General features: G+C 68.5%; 15 protein-coding genes. 4 read left to right on the top strand and 11 right to left on the bottom strand.

The features are described from left to right. The first annotated feature begins 51 nt into the window (after positions 1–51). Genes AC1D15_RS01800 through AC1D15_RS01790 form a run of 3 tightly spaced genes read left to right on the top strand, consistent with a single transcriptional unit; the run spans position 52 to position 4,008 of the window. Complete coding sequence (locus AC1D15_RS01800) at positions 52–1,341, top strand: lipopolysaccharide biosynthesis protein (RefSeq protein WP_477824695.1); 1,290 nt, start codon at positions 52–54, stop codon at positions 1,339–1,341. A gap of 1 nt (position 1,342) precedes the next feature. Further along, on the top strand, positions 1,343–3,247 hold the full coding sequence (asnB, locus tag AC1D15_RS01795) for an asparagine synthase (glutamine-hydrolyzing) (RefSeq protein WP_477824694.1): 1,905 nt from the start codon (positions 1,343–1,345) through the stop codon (positions 3,245–3,247). Then, positions 3,238–4,008: a glycosyltransferase domain-containing protein gene (locus tag AC1D15_RS01790; RefSeq protein WP_477824693.1), complete on the top strand. Its 771-nt coding sequence runs from the start codon at positions 3,238–3,240 to the stop codon at positions 4,006–4,008. The genes asnB and AC1D15_RS01790 overlap by 10 nt, the downstream gene beginning before the upstream one ends. A 9-nt stretch (positions 4,009–4,017) precedes the next feature. Here AC1D15_RS01790 and AC1D15_RS01785 read toward each other — a convergent pair whose 3' ends face one another. Next, positions 4,018–4,947 (bottom strand): glycosyltransferase family 2 protein, encoded by a 930-nt coding sequence (locus AC1D15_RS01785; protein WP_477824692.1) that lies wholly within the window; start codon positions 4,945–4,947, stop codon positions 4,018–4,020. Continuing rightward, complete coding sequence (locus AC1D15_RS01780) at positions 4,944–5,861, bottom strand: glycosyltransferase family protein (RefSeq protein ID WP_477824691.1); 918 nt, start codon at positions 5,859–5,861, stop codon at positions 4,944–4,946. Before AC1D15_RS01780 ends, AC1D15_RS01785 begins: the two co-directional genes overlap by 4 nt. A gap of 92 nt (positions 5,862–5,953) precedes the next feature. Between AC1D15_RS01780 and AC1D15_RS01775 the strand changes: the two genes are divergently transcribed. Beyond that, positions 5,954–6,691 carry a glycosyltransferase gene (locus tag AC1D15_RS01775; RefSeq protein ID WP_477824690.1) on the top strand — a complete coding sequence of 246 codons (738 nt, stop codon included), beginning with the start codon at positions 5,954–5,956 and terminating at the stop codon, positions 6,689–6,691. Here AC1D15_RS01775 and AC1D15_RS01770 read toward each other — a convergent pair. The 9 genes from AC1D15_RS01770 to AC1D15_RS01730 all read right to left on the bottom strand — a co-directional run. Beyond that, complete coding sequence (locus tag AC1D15_RS01770; protein ID WP_477824689.1) at positions 6,673–8,445, bottom strand: PglL family O-oligosaccharyltransferase; 1,773 nt, start codon at positions 8,443–8,445, stop codon at positions 6,673–6,675. The genes AC1D15_RS01775 and AC1D15_RS01770 overlap by 19 nt on opposite strands. Continuing rightward, positions 8,445–9,215: a TfpX/TfpZ family type IV pilin accessory protein gene (gene tfpZ, locus AC1D15_RS01765; protein WP_477824688.1), complete on the bottom strand. Its 771-nt coding sequence runs from the start codon at positions 9,213–9,215 to the stop codon at positions 8,445–8,447. The genes AC1D15_RS01770 and tfpZ overlap by 1 nt, the downstream gene beginning before the upstream one ends. A 6-nt stretch (positions 9,216–9,221) precedes the next feature. Further along, positions 9,222–10,880, bottom strand: a complete 1,659-nt coding sequence (locus AC1D15_RS01760) for a PglL family O-oligosaccharyltransferase (protein WP_477824687.1) — start codon at positions 10,878–10,880, stop codon at positions 9,222–9,224. An 81-nt stretch (positions 10,881–10,961) separates the two neighbouring features. Then, positions 10,962–11,432, bottom strand: coding sequence for a pilin (locus AC1D15_RS01755; protein ID WP_477824686.1), 471 nt, complete (start codon positions 11,430–11,432; stop codon positions 10,962–10,964). A gap of 215 nt (positions 11,433–11,647) precedes the next feature. Beyond that, positions 11,648–12,424 carry an MBL fold metallo-hydrolase gene (locus tag AC1D15_RS01750; RefSeq protein WP_477824685.1) on the bottom strand — a complete coding sequence of 259 codons (777 nt, stop codon included), beginning with the start codon at positions 12,422–12,424 and terminating at the stop codon, positions 11,648–11,650. Positions 12,425–12,620: 196 nt separating this feature from the next. Beyond that, the gene (locus AC1D15_RS01745) at positions 12,621–13,289 is read right to left on the bottom strand and encodes an FHA domain-containing protein (RefSeq protein WP_047501168.1); all 669 of its coding nucleotides are present in this window, start codon (positions 13,287–13,289) and stop codon (positions 12,621–12,623) included. A gap of 67 nt (positions 13,290–13,356) precedes the next feature. Then, complete coding sequence (locus tag AC1D15_RS01740; RefSeq protein ID WP_047501166.1) at positions 13,357–14,139, bottom strand: Stp1/IreP family PP2C-type Ser/Thr phosphatase; 783 nt, start codon at positions 14,137–14,139, stop codon at positions 13,357–13,359. Positions 14,140–14,187: 48 nt separating this feature from the next. After that, positions 14,188–15,597: a serine/threonine-protein kinase gene (locus AC1D15_RS01735; RefSeq protein WP_477824684.1), complete on the bottom strand. Its 1,410-nt coding sequence runs from the start codon at positions 15,595–15,597 to the stop codon at positions 14,188–14,190. Between the two features lie 44 nt (positions 15,598–15,641). After that, positions 15,642–16,094, bottom strand: a 453-nt coding sequence (locus AC1D15_RS01730) for a TerC family protein (protein ID WP_477824683.1), incomplete at its 5' end; no start/stop codon positions are given.

Raw genomic sequence — 16,094 nt, 5'->3', positions numbered from 1 at the left:
CGGGAAGGCGCGGCAGGGCGGCGAGCGCACGCGCTACGGTAGCAGAAGCTCATGGGCCCGGGCCGCGCATGCCGCACCGATCCGGCGAATGACGATCCCGGCATGATCCGCCACATCGCGAAGGCCAATGCGATCCTGCTGTTCCAGTACGCGGCGGGGGCGCTGGTGCCGCTGCTGCTCGTGCCCCACATCGTGCGCTCGATCGGTCTGGCGAACTATGGCCACCTGGCAGTGGCCCTCGCATGGGCAGGCTTCGGAGGACTCGTCACGCAGTACGCATTCCAGCTGACGGGCCCACAACGCCTGGCCGGCAACCCGTCCGCGACGGGTGCCATCCTGGCCGATGTCGTGGTCGGCAAGGCCGCTCTGCTGGCCGTCGTGCTGCCGCTGATGGTGCTCGTGGCCGCCACGCAGGCCCCTGCCGGCGCCGCCGGCACCGGGAGCTGGTTCGTGCTGCTGCTGGTCCCGATCGGCGCGGCGGCCAACGCAAGCTGGTTTCTGCAGTTCCAGGGACGATTTCTACGGGTTGCGCTCGCCGCCATCGCCGGCTCGTGCGGGGCGCTGGCGCTCGGGTGGTGGGGGGTCTCCGGCAGCAGCACCGGATCGGTGGTGGCCGCCGCCGTGTCGTTGTCATTCGGGGGTGTGTTCGTCGGCTTGGTCACCCTGTGCTCGGCCTGGCGGCTCGCCGGCCTGCGGCCCGACACCGCACGCAACAGCCGCCCGTTGCCGCTGCTGCGAGAGGATTGGCCGCTGTTCGCTTCTCAACTGGCCTCCGCGCTGTACACCGTGGCGGGCCCGATCCTGATCAACCAGGTGGCCGGTGCCTCGTCGGCCGGCAGCTACAGCGCCGTCGAGCGTGTGGTCAACGCGCTGTCGGCAGCCTGCCAACTGACCTACGTCGCCGCCTATCCGCGCCTGGCGAGCAGCTACGTCAACGATCGGCGCGCCTACTGGCGCCTGCTCGGCCAGCTCATCGCCGCCCATCTCGCGGCGACAGCGCTGCTGGCCGGCACCCTGTGGGCTTGCCGCGAGCCGTTGTCGGCGTTCATCTTCGGTACGACAACCGAGGACACGCGGTCCTTGCTGGCCTGGGGCCTCGGGTGGCTGGTGGTCGGCATATTCGGCCCCGCACTGACCGGATACCTCACCTTGAGCCATCGCAAGCCGAAGGTGATGTCGCTGAACCTCGCCATTCTCGGTCTCTGTGTCCTGGTCGGCATTCCCGCCATCGCGGCATTCGGACCGACGGGCTGGATGGCCACCCTGGTCTGCTCGCAGTTCATCGTGCTGTTGGCTGGAATCCACTACTGGCGGTCGCGCGACGAAGCGCAGGAGACCTGACATGTGCGGCATCGCCGGATTCATCGACCTCACGCGGGGCAAGGAGGCTGCCGAAGGCACCTTGCGCGAGATGCTGGCCCGCATCGCGCATCGCGGCCCCGACGACAGCGGAACCTGGCTGCACGAAGGCGTCGCGATCGGGCACCTGAGACTGGCGATCGTCGACACCTCACCCTCCGGCCACCAGCCGATGCTCAGCACCAGCGGGCGCTACGTGCTGGCCTTCAACGGCGAGATCTACAACCACGCCAGCCTGCGCAAAGAACTCGTCGCGCGCGGCGCGGTGTTCAAGGGCCACTCCGACACCGAGGTCCTGCTGGCGCTCATCGAGGAACGGGGGCTCGCGGCTGCACTGACACGTTGTGTCGGCATGTTCGCGATCGCCCTGTGGGACCGTCAGCAGCGGCGCCTGGCGCTGGCACGTGACCGGTTCGGCGAGAAGCCGATCTACTACACCCGTCAGCGCAACGCGTTCCTGTTTGCGTCCGAGCTGAAGGCTCTGGCCGCCCATCCATCGTTCGAGCGGCGCTTGAACCTGGATGCGGTGGCCCAGCTGATGCGCTTCGGCTACATCGCCGCGCCGCACAGCATCTATGAGAACGTGCACAAGCTGGAACCGGGCACCCTCCTGGAGCTGGACATCGACGGGTCCTCGGTCGCACGGCACTACTGGCGTGCCGAAGACGCTTTCGCGCAAGGCCTGGCACATCCCTTCGAGGGCAGCTTCGCGGACGCGGTCGACTCACTGGACACCTTGCTCCGCGATGCCGTGAAGGGGCAGATGCAGGCCGACGTCCCGCTCGGCGCGATGCTGTCCGGCGGCATCGATTCCTCGACCATCGTGGCGCTGATGCAGGCGCAGTCCACCACGCCGATCCGGACGTACTGCATCGGGTTCGACCAGGCCGCCACCGACGAAGCGCCGCACGCACGTGCGGTCGCGCAGCACCTGCAGACCCTGCACACCGAGCTCTACGTCAGCAGTTCCCACGCGCGCGCTGTGATTCCGCAGTTGCCAACGCTGTACGACGAACCGCTCGGCGACTCGTCCCAGATTCCGACCTTCCTGCTGGCCGGCCTGGTTCGCCGGGATGTCACCGTGGCGCTGTCCGGCGACGGCGGCGACGAGGTGTTCGGCGGCTACCCGAAGTACCTGGTCGGCAGGCGCTACGCCGGGCTGCCGGGGCGGCACGCATTCGCCGCGTTGCTGGCCGCCGTTCCGTGGCGCGCTGCCCAGGCGCTGTCGGCCCCGTTGCCGAGGCCGATCGCTTCGCGCCTGGTCGCGCAACGACTTCGCCTTCGCCACGCCTTGCTGTCGGCGCGCGGCCCGACGGACATTGCCGAGGTGCTGGCCCGGGTCTCTCAGGATGACCTGGACATCGTGCCGGGCGCACGCCGCCCGGAAACCGTCTTCTCCGCACCAGCCCCCCTCGCCCAGGGGCAGCAGGCCGACTACGTGCGGGCGGCCATGCTGCTCGACCAGCGCACGTATCTGCCGGGTGACATCCTCGCCAAGGTGGACCGTGCCACCATGGCCAACAGCCTGGAGAGCCGCGCCCCGTTGCTCGACCACCGCGTCGCCGAGCTGGCGGCGTCGCTGCCCACCGACTACCTGGTCGGTGCGGGCCAATCGAAACGCGTGCTGCGCGAACTGCTCTACCGCTACGTGCCGCGCGCGTTGGTCGAGCGCCCGAAGCAAGGCTTCTCGGCGCCACTGGCCGATTGGCTGCGTTCGGACCTGCACGGTTGGGCGGCCGACCTGATCCACGGCAGCAAGGGATCGCCCTCGTTGAACCGCCCGTTCTGCACCCGCCTGCTGGCCGAGCACCGCGCGGCCAAGGCAGACCACTCCGGCGTGCTGTGGTGCGTGCTGAGCTTCCTGGCCTGGGCGGACGCATGGCTGTGAGCACCGGACGCCTGCTGATCTACACCTGCATCGCCGGCAACTACGACGAGCTGCCGGCGCCGCTGTTCGAGAGCGCGGACATCGACTTTGTCTGCCTGTCGGACGCGGCCGTGTCCGTTCCGTCGCCCTGGATCCTGCAACGCCTGCCGGCCATGCCGCTGAGCGCTCCGGAGTTGAACCGTTACGCCAAGATGCACCCGCACCTGCTTTTCCCGCAGCACGAGGTCAGCCTCTACGTCGATGGAAACATCCAGGTCATCGCGGATCCTCGTCCGATGGTCGCGAGCGCGCTCACCACGCGCGACCTGTCGCTCTATGCGCATCCGTTCCGCGACTGCGCCTACCAGGAATCCGAGGAATGCGCCGCGATCGGGTACGCGTGGTCGGGGACCATCCGGCGCCAGATGCGCGGCTATGCGGCCGAGGGCTTTCCGCGCGGACACGGTCTCCACGAGGCCGGCGTGATCGTGCGCCGCCACGCGTCGCCCGGCGTCCAGCGCCTGATGGCCGCATGGTGGGCGGCTTACCGCAGCGGCGTCCGGCGTGACCAGATCAGCCTTCCGTTCCTGGCGTGGAAGCTGGGCGTGCCCATCGGAAACCTCGGCCCGAGCGATCCTCGTTTCACTCAGCGGTATTTCCGGTTGCGCGAGGGTCACCGCCGACCCGTGCCGTCGCGCATCCTGATGCGGGGCCGGCTCAACCGGCTGTGGGACCGGTTGGCAAGCGGGCTGCGGATCGGCCCACCGGCCGACTCGAACTGACGAGCTTCCTCAGTCGCGCGCGCTCGACCGGGGTCCGGCGCGCGACAGCAGGCCGTCACGCAGTCCGCGCAGCATCGGTGGCAGGTTCTGCGATCGAGCCTCGCTCAAGAAGCCGAAGAAGAGCACGATGTGGAGGCACTGCTTGATGTCGGCGGTGCGCCAGCGCCATCCGGCGTACGGCCGGCGCCACACCAGAACGCTGTTGCGCACGATGTAGTAGTAGCGGAAGGGCCGATGCGCCGGCACCTGGCGCCAGCGCATCCACCACACGCGCAGCGTGTACTCGCCCAACCGGTGCTGCAGTACCGCCGACGACACGCCGGCCAGCATGAAGCCGCACGCGCGCGCGCGCAGGCACCACTCGGTATCGACCTTGTCGATGAACAGACTTTCATCCATGTCCCCGACCGTTTCGAGCGCCGCCCGCGTGGCAAGGCAGCCGGATGCGATCAGCATGTCGCAGGCGACCCAGGGCCGTGCCGTCGACACCGCCAGCCTGCGGTAGCCGAACCACCCGAAACGGACGAAATCGGCCGTCACGCCGCTGCCCTGCAGTGCCGGGCCAACGGCGGCGACACGGTGGCCCGCGCGGTGCATGGCATCGGCTGCGCCGACCAGTTCGGACACCATGTCCGGCGCCGGGACGCTGTCCTGGTCCAGCAGCAGGACAAAGTCGCTGCCGCGCTCCAGCGCACGCCGGATGCCTACGTTCTGCGCTGCGGCGACACCGCGGTTCTCTAGAAGCCGCACGAACTCGACGCCTGCCGGCGGCGATTCGAAGCCGCCGGACACACCGCCGCTCGCGTTGTCGACGACCAAGGCATGCGCGACCTGGCCCTGCAGCGCCTCGAGCAGCACCCGCAGGCGTGCGAGATCGGGCTCGAAGGTGACGATGACCGCGCAGACGCGCTGTGCGGCCGTGCGCACGGCTGCATTCATCGGCGAATCCCTGCTCGCGGCGGATGAGCGAGGCAGCAGATCCCCGCGAGCGCCCCGCTCGACAGGTGGGCGAGCTTTGCAAGCCGTCGGTCCTCGACCAGTGCGATGCCGGTCGCTTCGTACGCGAGACGAAGCAGGCAGAGTGCCGAGAATGCCGGCTCGACCAGCGCATAACGGGTCGCGAGCCACATGGTGTTGCGCCCGATCATGCCGCGCCGTCGCGCACTGTGGCCTCCCGATTGGAGCGTCATGCCGAGCACCCGGTACGACTTTCGCTCGCCCACCGAGTGCGCGAACTCGCAGTCACCGTTGACGAGCACGTGCAGGCCGGTGCGCCGCGCCCGCATGCAGTATTCGGTGTCGACGTGGTCGACCGCGAGACCCTCGTTGTAGGGTCCGACGCGGCGCAGGGCCGCCAAGCTCCACACCGACATCGAGTTGATGACGAAGGCGACCGGGCGCGTGCCGGTGAACTCACGCGGCAGGTGATGGAAGCGCCAGCGCGACAGCTCGAGGTGGCGGGCTCGCAGCCCGGTCGCCCGATCTCGATGAGCTGGAGCCACTGCCGCGGTGTCGGGGCGCGAGAAGGCACTTCGCGTCGATGGATGGGCAAGGAACGCCGACAGGCTGGCCGTATCGGAATCGTCGTCGACGAAGACGACGTGACGAACCGCATCGGCACCGGCGACATCCCCGAGCGCTCGCAACGCGGCGTTGTAGGCACCCGCCAGGCCACCGGCATTGCCGTTGACCAGCACGCTGGCATTCGGCGGCAACGCGGCAGCGTCGGAGACGGCGGGATGGCCCGACGTCGAGTTGTCGACGATGAAGAGCCGCTTCACGGCACCCGCCAGCGAAGCGATCGAGGCGGCGGTACCCGACCGCAGGTCGAACAGCACCAGCACGGCAGCCATCTCGCCCGCATCGGGCGGCGCGACGGTCGATGGGGTCACTGTCATGGCTGCGCGCCCGGCGTGCCGCATGGCAACGCATAGACTTGCGCCCGATGAACGACATCACCGTATCGATCGTCAGCCACGGGCAGCGCGAGTTGGCCAGCCTGCTGCTCTCGGATCTCGACCGCATCCGCTGCGATCTCGTCAGGCGGATCATCGTGACGCTGAACATCGACGAGCCGTGGTCCCCACCCACCTCGATCGGCGGTGCACCGGTGCTGACGATCCGCAATGCGAGGCAGGCAGGCTTCGCCGCGAACCACAACGAAGCGTTCCGTCACTGCGAAACCTCGCTGTTCGTGATCGCCAACCCCGACGTGCGCCTGCACGAGGATCCGTTCGCCGCGCTCGCGCAAGCGCTGGCGCATCCGCGATGTGCCCTCGCGGTGCCGTGGCAGGTGGACGCGCGCGGCCAGGTCGAAGACTTCCGGCGCCGGATCCCGACGCCGCTGTCGCTGGTTCGCCGGGCTGCCTCCCGAGACCGGCGGCTCACCGAGACGGCGGACATGGAATGGGTCGCCGGCTCGTTCATGGCCGTGCGAAGCGAGGTGTTCCGCGAGCTGGCCGGTTTCGATGCGGGCTACCGGTTGTACTGCGAGGACGTCGACCTGTGCCTGCGCCTGCAGCTCGCGGACTGGCGCATCGAGGTGCTGCCGCACACGGTGGTCGTGCACGACGCGAGGCGCTCCTCGGGCGGCGGCAGCTGGCGGCATTTGCGATGGCATCTGATGAGCTTCGTGCGGCTGTGGACATCGCGCGCGTTCTGGCGCTACCGGAAGTCGCGATAGCCGAGCGCAGACGTGGGAGCCAGGCACTGGAAGGGCTTGTCCTTCACGGCCGCATCGTCGCAGGGCGCGAAGAAGGCTTCGGCCTGGTCGTTGTGGAACTCTCTCAGACGCTGCGCCACGTAGCGCGCACGCTGCACATCGCCGGCCTCGTCGAGGGCACGTGCCCACGCGATCAGCAGGCGCGCATCGAGCAGGTAGTGCGGTGCGCTGCGGAACGACGGCATCGCTTCCGAAGGGTGCTCGATCGTCGTCACCGCTGCGTAGTCCGCGTGGTGCGCGAAGAACCAGCTGCGCTGGCCGTCGGCGATGCGGTCCTGCAGGCTGGCCGCCCCGGCGGGCGGCGAGAAGATCGCGACGACGCGTGCGTAGTCGACCACCGCGGCGATGCCTCCGGCGGCGAGCCCGCAGCAGGCCACCGCCAGCATGAGCGGCGGCAGGCTGCGGCGGCCGTGCGGGGGGTCGCTCGCGGCAGCGTCCCGTGACAGCGCCATGCCGAAGGCGAAGGCGGTGGGCAGCAGGAAGTACGCATACCAGAGCGGGTACTCAAGCTGGCTGTGCACGGCCATGGTCAGGACCATCATCGTGGCCGCACGCATGCGGGTGCCGTCCGGTCCGGCCGGGGCGCGCACGGCCGCGCGGCATGCGCACCACAGCGCGCAAAGCAGCAAGCCCAGGATCAGCAGGCCGAGCGGCAGGCCCAGCTCGACCAGCAATTGCAGCGGAAGGTTGTGGGTGTGGTCGAAGAAGGCCGTCGGACGGCCCGGGAAGACCGACAGGGTCCAGGCCAGGTTGAACTCGCCCCAGCCGACGCCGGTCCAGGGCTGGGCAGCGATCATGGACAGCGTGTTGCCCCAGATGGCGAAGCGCGAGCTGGACAGGTCGGACCGGTGCAGCTGCGAATCGCCGCTGAACGCGTGCGCGCCGGCGCGCGCCCAGGCGTCCATGCCCACCCAGCCGAGCACGAAGACCACCGGTGCCGCCCACAGCAGCAGTCGCGTCGTGCGGGACATGCGGCGATCCACCGCCGCCCAGACCGCCAGCAGCGCGACACAGATCGCCCCGGTGCGGGACGCGGTCAACACGATGCCGAAGATGAACAGCGGCAGCAACAGGCCGCTGGCCCAGCGCACGACGGATGCGCTCCCAGGGGCGTCCGATGCGCGCTCCCGGGTCCACACCAGCGCAATCGCCGAGAGCACGAGCAGGCTGGCCAGGTGGTTCGGCTGGCGCAGGTTCGCGCCGACCCGGCCAGGCGACGAGACATTCGCGATCCAGGTGCCGTCGGTCCATCCCGGCATGAAGGTCTGGACCAGCGCGATGCCGGCGCTCACGACACCGGCCCACACCAGGGCTTCGCAGAACGCGCGAAAGGCGTGCGCCCCGATCTCGGTGCGCGCGCCCGCAACCGCGACGCAGATGACGAGCGCGGCGGCCACCAGCAGGCCGGCCGACGAGAGCGCCAGCGGCCCGGGCAGACCAGCCAGCAAGGCCGATGCGAGCACACCAGCCAGCATGAGGCCGAAGGCGGCCAGCAGGCTGTTGGCGCCGGTGCCCGCGTTGAGGCGCGGCCGTGGATTCGACCACCCGGCCAGCACCATCAGGAAGAGGAACACGCCCCATCCCACCAATGCCGCAGCCTGGTTGAGGAAGGTCGCGGAGGGCGGGACGTTGTATGCCAGCGCGCTGGGGACGACGACGGCCAGGATGGCCGTGACGCGCAGCGCCTCGAGGCTGCCTCGCGAAGCTTGCGACATCAGAAGAATCCGTCCAGCGGGAGGTAGCCGACGATGTTCGCCTGCGGTTCGTCGAGCAGCACGACCCAGCTCGCGCGGCGCGACATCAGCGGCAGGAAGCGAAGCCGGGCGGCATCCACGCCGGCCTTGGCGGCGATGGACTGCACCGCAGCGGCAGTCTCGGGATAGTGCGCTGTGAGCGCCGCGACCGGGCGGGCCACCTTCAGCATGTCGGCACGTGCGCCGGCGATGTCCGACCAGTTGGCCGGGTCCATCGACAGATCCACGCCGCCCAGGCCCTTGGTCATGGCGCGGAACGCGGCATCCGGCGCCATGGGTTTGCGTGCGGCCAGCAGGACCGGGCCGGTCCACGACAGCTGGCGCATGCCCGGCGGCGCGGCGGCCAGCGATTCGGTTTCGATCTCGATGGCCGTCACGACGCGCAGTCGATCGACCTCGAAGGCGATGACCGCGGGCCGGGCCAGCGCGATCGTGTAGATGCCGTAGCCGAATGCGGCGGCCTGCACGCAGGCGATGACGGCGATGTCGCGCACCAGTTCGCGCACCGGCTTGCCCGGCGCGGCCACGACGGCCGTCAGCACGGGGCCGAGCACCAGGTCGACGGCGGTCAGCAGGACGAACAGGTTCAGCCCGCCGGTGAGTTCACCGTAGGGGCTCGGATACCAGACCAGGAACACGAGCACGCTGGCCAGCGCTGCGATGCAGCCGCTGACGAGAACATGCACGGACGTGGCGCGAATGCGGCGCGGAAGGGCGTGGAAGATGTCCATGGCATCTCAATCAGGGAGTGAAGCCTCGAACTCGAGCAGCTTGGGCTGACGCTCCAGTTCGGCCTGTTCGCGCAGGACCTTGCGCTGGTTCGTGATCGACCTATCGCCATAGATCGATCGCATGCTCATGAAGACCTGTCGCCCTTCGTCGGCCCGGCCTGTCAGCGCGAGCGCTGCCGCGTAGCGCATGATCGACGCGGGATAGGGATAGCGTCGCATGAGTTGCCCAAGCTCGGTCACTTCGGCATCGGTCAGAGACGCCGTGAGCGGCGTCCGGGACACTCGCAGGAACGCCGTCAGCGAAGACAGCAGCGGGGCGTCAGGCGCCGGCTGGGTGGCGCTCAACAAGCCGATGCGCGACTTCTCGAAGCGGATCAGGCGAAAGTCTTCCTCGACGTCGCGGTAGCCCCAGGTCAACCCGAGACCCAGTGCGGCGGCGACGGCCACGACAGCGCCCCCCCAGCGCGCCGGTGTGTTCCGATGGCCCGGATCGGCGCGCTCGAGGATCCCGATCCACAATCCGACCGGCACCAGCAGGTAGAGGTAGTGGTACGGCAGCTCGATCATGCTGTGCGCGCCGACCACGGCCAGCGTCAGCACGCCGGCTGCACCGGGCAGGCTGCGCACGGAGAGAGTCCGCTTCACGGCCCAGGCCACGATGCACAGCGCGAGCAGGCCACCCAGCGGATAGCCGCACCAGAGCAGCAGCTCAAGGAACAGGTTGTGGCCATGCAGCCAGAGTTCGTTGAACTGCACGCCCGGTCCGGCCATGCTGAGCTGGGCCTCGCCGACCTGAAGCCAGCCGTAGCCGGTCCAGGGCGAGTGGTTGAGGGCCTCCACCAGCTGCGGCCACACGACGTAGCGATTCGACGACAAGGCCCGTGCGCCGAGCGGGTTCGTGCTGGTCAAAAGCAGCGCCGACTGCACTTGCGGCCAGATCCACATCATCAGGAACTGGCAGGCCGTGACGGCGGCCACCGCGGACAGTGGCGTGCGGAACCCGACGCGTCGCCGCATCAACAGCATGCCAACCAGCACGACGGGACCGAATGCGAGGGCTGTGCGCGACTGCGTCACGGCCATCGCTGTCAGCAGCAACGCCAGCAGCGCGGCGGCCGACAGCCCGCCCACGCGGCGCAGCTCGTACAGGTAGAGCAGGCCGACCCCGGCCATGCCGATCAGGGTCGCCAGGTTGTTGGGCTGGCCCAGGTTGGCCGACGGACGGAGGGTGGACGGGATCTGGTTGGCCCACAAGCCCATCTGGAATTCGAATGCCTGTCCCAGTGCGAGCACGCTCGACGCGGCAGCCCCCACCAGCAAGACGGCGGACAGCATTTCGGCGAATCTCGGCTTGTGGCCGACGCGCACGTACCCGACGCCGATCGCCGAGGCAAAGGCCATCACGTAGAAGGCCGCGACCCAGGCATCGCCGGCATAGACCAGCCGGCCGCACAGCCACTGCACGGGTGGGATGAGCGCCACCGCACCGACGAACCAGAACACGATCGGCAGGCGTTCACGCAACCAGCCGCGGCCGGCGTCCAGCGCGAGGGCGAACAATGCGATCACCGCACAGACCTCGTTGTAGAACGAAGTCCAAGGCGGGTAGTGATCCGGGACCAGCCAGGCGGCCACCAGGGCCAGCAGGGACAGCAGTTCGAGCATCGGGTGCGCTGGAGCGGGCTCAGAAAATGAAAATGGCGGCCCGAGGGCCGCCATTGTCTGCTGAAAAATCAGCTAAGCGGATCAGCCGCGGCACGAACCCGGCAGGAACTTCGCCAGGATGTCGGTGCCCGTGCCGCCGCAAACCCAGCGGTACACGGAGTCGCCAGCCGTCGGAGCGGTGGTGGCAGCGTCCTTGTAGGGGATCAGGGTGACCTTGCCGCCCATGGCGCCGTTGGCCATGTTCTTGATGCCTTGGCTGGTCACGGTGATCACGCCGGTGGTGGCTGCCGTCGAAATCGAGGCAACGTATTGCGACGTGGCGGTGCTCGCCTCGCAGCCCCAGCTGTTGGCAGCTTGGGGAACGGAGCTGCCCGACTGGAACACTTCAGTGATCGTGGTGCGGCAAGCCGACGCAGCCAGGATGACTTCCGAGTTCTTGGCACGGATGGTGTAGTCCTGGTAAGCCGGCAGAGCGACGGCAGCCAGGATACCGATGATCGCAACGACGATCATCAGTTCGATGAGGGTGAAACCTTGTTGAACGCGCTTCATGGTGTAGAGCTCCTGAGATGGGAACGGGTGGGACACGCCAGACAAGATGCAGTCCTCGTGCCAAGCTCAATCCCTAGTTTTGATGTGAATTTCGCCCGCAGTTCTGACACGGGCGGTCACCGCCCGCACCAATCGCCTACTGCCCCGGTTCTGGATTGACGAAAAGCGTCACTCCGAAGTTGTCACCGGCCCCGCGAAATCCGTTGTCAGATGATTCAGGCCAACTCGATCATCTGACCCGCCTGCAGTGCCGCGATGCGATGCGGCGTGACGAGGTTGGCAACTTCCTGCATCACCGAGTCGACCTCGCCCGGCTTGATGTGCGTGATGTGCACAGTGACGCTGCCCTTCAGCGACCCGAGTTCGTGGCCCAGCGCCGCCGGGCACAGGTGCCGGCTGATGCGCGCCAGCTGGCGCTCGTCATCGCTGAACGCGGTTTCGATCACCAGGTGCGCCACCGTCATTTCAGACAGCCGCTCCCACAGTAGCGGATTCGGCCCGGTGTCGCCGGTGTAGATCCACCAGCCGTCGACGCCCTTCAGCCCGAAGCCGACCGCCGGCACCGTGTGGGCCGCACTCAGCACCTCGAACGTCTTGCCGCCGAGCATCAATTGCTGGCCGACCTCGAACGGGCGCAGCTGCAGCACCGGCTGTTCGCGGCTGGGCAGCCGCGTGAAGTCAGGCCAGATCACGCCATTGAAGATGTGCTGGCGCAGCGCCTCCAGCGTCTGCGGCAGCGCATGCACCTGGATCGGCGGCCGGCCGGCGGCCATGCGCCGGCGCATCACGCTGTCGGCCAGCAGCCCGATCGACAGGATGTGATCGAGGTGCGAGTGGCTGATCAGGATGTGGTCGATCTGCGCGAGCTCGTCGAGCGACAGGTCACCCACGCCGGTGCCCGCATCGACGAGCACATCGTGATCAACCAGGAAGGCGGTGGTCCGGCTGCCTGCGGCAATGGCCCCGGAGCACCCGAGGACGCGGATTTTCATGGCGGTGGCAGGAGGCGCGCGGCACACGCACGCCAGCAGGACAGAACGCTGAATGCTGACCGCGACCGCCCGGTGATGCAAGGTGCGAAGCCGCGATTCGGCCCGCCTTGAACACCTCGACACCCGGCATTCGGGATCGACGTGAATTGCTTCACGCCGGCCGGGCTACAGAAAATCTCGCCGGGTGCCGAGCCCGTCAGGCCTGCACGAACTGCATCTGCGTGCCGGCGAGTTCGATCACGTCGCCGTTCTTCAGCGGCAGCGTGTCGCTGGCCAGCGGGTTGCCGTTGATCGTCGGGCGCGTGGCGCCCTCGACGTGGGCGAACACATAACCGCCCGGGCGCTTCGTGATCGAGGCGACCTGCACGCCGGGCTTGCCGACGGTGGTGACCACCTTGGTGAGCGCGACCTCGCGCCCCGCCGCCGCCCCGTTCAGCACCTTGATGGTGGCCGGATTCGACGACGCGGCGAGCCCGCCGAAGCCCGAGGCCGGCGCCAGCGTCTGCGCGAAGCCCTGGGCCGAAGGCACCGGCGCGGCGCCGGGCTTCATGATCATCGTCTTCTCGTAGTCGGTGCCGTCCTCGACCAGGTACTTGATCTTGTACTTGCCGATCTCGACGGTGTCGTTGTGCGCCAGCAGCTGCTTCTTGACGGCCTTGCCGTTGATGTAGGTGCCGTTGGTGCTGTTCAGGTCTTCGATGAACACATCGGAGCCGACCATCTGCAGCACCGCGTGCTCACCGCTGACGGCCAGGTTGTCGATCACGATGTCGTTGTAGGGCCGCCGGCCAAGGGTCGTCTTGTCCTTGGTGATCTGCACTTCCTTGATCACGACCCCGTCGAGCGATACGACCAACTTGCCCATGCTTGACCTCTAGTCTCTCTTGTATGTCTGGGCACCGAACCCGGGCCCCGTGCAATGTGCTGGCGACTCAACGCCTGAACGGCCACCAGGACCGTGGCGCGATGCTCTGGCCCCGTACCCGAACCAGGACCACCGCAATATTATCCTTTCCACCCGCATCATTGGCTGCGTCAATCAGCGCCGCACCCGCCTCGTCGAGCGAGTCGTGCGCCTGCAACACCTGGCCGATGCTTTCATCGTCCAGCATGTCAGACAGCCCGTCGGAGCAGAGTAAGTAGATGTCTCCCGGCATCAGGTCGTGCAGGTGGGTCTCCAGCAGCACGGTGTCCTCGACGCCGACCGCGCGCGTCACGAGGTTCTTGTTGGCGGAGAAGGCGGCCTGTTCCGGCGTGATCAGCCCGGAATCGATCTGTTCCTGCAGCAGCGAATGGTCGTGCGTGATCTGTTGCAATCTGCCGGCACGGAAGCGGTAGCCGCGCGAATCGCCGACATGGCCCATCAGCAGCCGGCCGTCGCGGAACGCACCGACCACCAGCGTGGTGCCCATGCCGGCGTACTGCGGGTTGGAATTGGCGGCGTTGAAGATCGCCCGGTTCGCGTTGTCGACACAGATGTCCATCGCACGGCGCACATCGGTGTCGGACGCGTTCCCCGAGGCCTCCTGCAGCCAGCGGCCCAGTTCGGTCTTGATGAACGAGGTGGCCATGCCGCTGGCGACCTCGCCGGCGTTGTAGCCGCCCATGCCGTCGGCCAGCACGACCAGCGCCGAAGCCTCGTGGACGGCGACCGAATCCTCGTTGTTGTTGCGCGCTCGGCCGGTGTCCGTGGCACTGAAGAATTCAAGCGACATGGCGGTGGCGGACACGGGCAGAGTCATCGAACCTTCAAACCGAGGGGGTCAGGAATTGTGCCTTGGATCGGCACGATCGAACTTCACGGTCGCCGTGAATCCGCTGGAATCGGGGGGTGGCGATCCTACGACAGGCGGCGGCGCCAGCGCCACGGCGTCCATCAGCGAGGCGATCTGCCGCAGGTCGGAGGCCATCTGCCGGCCGTCGGCATAGCGCACCTCGGGCCGCTTCTCGACCGCGAGCGTGACCACGTCGGCCAGCATTTCCGGCAGCTCGGGGCGCAAGGTGCGCACGTCGGGCGCCGGCTCGTTGGCGATCTGGTGCATCAGCGTGGCCATCGATTCCGAGCGGTGCGGCAGCAGGCCGGTGAGCAACTGGAACAGCATCACGCCGAGCGAGTAGAGGTCGCTGCGCCCGTCCACGCGCAGGCCGGCCATCTGCTCGGGCGACATGAACGACGGCGTGCCGAGGACCATGCCGGTGCGGGTGCGGCTCGAATCGGAGATGCGCGCGATGCCGAAATCGGTGACCTTCACCAGGTCGCGCGCCAGGTCGACCATCACGTTGGCCGGCTTGATGTCGCGGTGCACCACGCCCTGGCTGTGCGCATAGGCCAGCGCCTCGGCGACGCGCGCGACGATGCGCAGCACCTGCGGCACCGGCAGCAGCCGGCCGGCCTGGCTGTGGCGCTGCAGGTCCTCGCCCTTCAGGTACTCCATCGCGATGTAGGCGAGGTCCTGGTCCTCGCCCGCGTCGAAGATGGTCACGATGTCGGGGTGCTGCAGGCGCCCTGCCGTCTCGGCCTCGCGGAAGAAGCGGCGCCGCGCCTCGTCCAGTTCGTCGCCCTCGAACTCCTGGCTCAGCGCCATCGTCTTGATCGCGACCAGGCGGCCGATCTTGCTGTCGCGGCCGAGGTAGACGGCGCCCATCGCGCCGCGGCCGAGCTCGCGTTCGACCCGGTAGCGGCCGAGCATGCTGCCTTCGGCGCCGGCGCGCGGCAGCGCAGCCGCGAGATCGAGGGCGGGCAGTCCGGAGGGTGCGGGCGCCGCGATCCGGCGCCCGGCCAGCCCGCGCTCGAATCCCAGGTGTCCGGCGACAAGCGCGGCCAGCGGCAGCAACCACGGCACCCAGATGGCAGCAGGCAGCAGGCCCCAGGCGACCACGATCTGTGCCGCACCCAGCGCGCAGCTCACGAGGCGGCCGCGACCGCTCTCCAGGCGCGGCAACACCAGCAGCACATGCGCCAGCCCGACGGCCAGCAGCAGCGCGACGACGACGAGCGTCGCCGCGGCATTGAACGAGGGATCAGGAGGAATGAGGCCGCCGCTGAGCAGCGCATCGGCGCCGGGACGGGCCCGCGCAGGCGCGGCCGCAAGCCCTGCCAGGCTCAGGCCGGCGGTCCGTCGAAACCAGCAGTGAATGACGCTCCTTGCTTGCCCCAAGGCGATGGCCCGCACCGTGGAAATGATGGAGCGGGCACCATATCACACGCCCCACACGCTCATTCCTTCGCGTGCGCCCGCGCCGCCGCACCGCGCTTCTGCAGCCACAGGCCGACCACCACCACGAGCACCGCGCACACGCCGCCGAGGATGAAGTCGGCTTCCGGCACGTTGGCATGGAACCAGTCGCGGGTCGACGGGTCGCTGACGAACATCTCGCCCGCCAGGAAGCCCAGCAGCGCCGCGCCCAGCGTGATGATGATCGGGAAGCGGTCCATGATCTTCATCAGCAGCGTGCTGCCGGCGATGATCAGCGGGATCGACAGCGCCAGGCCGACGATCAGCAGCGGCAGCCGCGCGTTCTCGGGCGCCCGGTCGGCGGCACCGGCCACGGCCAGCACGTTGTCGACGCTCATCACCAGGTCGGCGACCAGGATGGTGCGGATCGCCGCGCCCATCGTGCCGTGCGACTTGACCTCGCCGTCGTCTTCCGAGTCGACCAGCAGCTGCAC

It is taken from the genome of Rhizobacter sp. P2_H2, from assembly GCF_056403375.1.
This window is presented reverse-complemented; position numbering and strand designations above follow the sequence as displayed.

Coding starts and splice junctions, on each gene's coding strand:
- AC1D15_RS01800 (WP_477824695.1), top strand. CDS start 52: ATGGGCCCGGGCCGCGCATGCCGCACCGATCCGGCGAATGACGATCCC.
- asnB (WP_477824694.1), top strand. CDS start 1,343: ATGTGCGGCATCGCCGGATTCATCGACCTCACGCGGGGCAAGGAGGCT.
- AC1D15_RS01790 (WP_477824693.1), top strand. CDS start 3,238: ATGGCTGTGAGCACCGGACGCCTGCTGATCTACACCTGCATCGCCGGC.
- AC1D15_RS01785 (WP_477824692.1), bottom strand. CDS start 4,947: ATGAATGCAGCCGTGCGCACGGCCGCACAGCGCGTCTGCGCGGTCATC.
- AC1D15_RS01780 (WP_477824691.1), bottom strand. CDS start 5,861: ATGGCTGCCGTGCTGGTGCTGTTCGACCTGCGGTCGGGTACCGCCGCC.
- AC1D15_RS01775 (WP_477824690.1), top strand. CDS start 5,954: ATGAACGACATCACCGTATCGATCGTCAGCCACGGGCAGCGCGAGTTG.
- AC1D15_RS01770 (WP_477824689.1), bottom strand. CDS start 8,445: ATGTCGCAAGCTTCGCGAGGCAGCCTCGAGGCGCTGCGCGTCACGGCC.
- tfpZ (WP_477824688.1), bottom strand. CDS start 9,215: ATGGACATCTTCCACGCCCTTCCGCGCCGCATTCGCGCCACGTCCGTG.
- AC1D15_RS01760 (WP_477824687.1), bottom strand. CDS start 10,880: ATGCTCGAACTGCTGTCCCTGCTGGCCCTGGTGGCCGCCTGGCTGGTC.
- AC1D15_RS01755 (WP_477824686.1), bottom strand. CDS start 11,432: ATGAAGCGCGTTCAACAAGGTTTCACCCTCATCGAACTGATGATCGTC.
- AC1D15_RS01750 (WP_477824685.1), bottom strand. CDS start 12,424: ATGAAAATCCGCGTCCTCGGGTGCTCCGGGGCCATTGCCGCAGGCAGC.
- AC1D15_RS01745 (WP_047501168.1), bottom strand. CDS start 13,289: ATGGGCAAGTTGGTCGTATCGCTCGACGGGGTCGTGATCAAGGAAGTG.
- AC1D15_RS01740 (WP_047501166.1), bottom strand. CDS start 14,139: ATGTCGCTTGAATTCTTCAGTGCCACGGACACCGGCCGAGCGCGCAAC.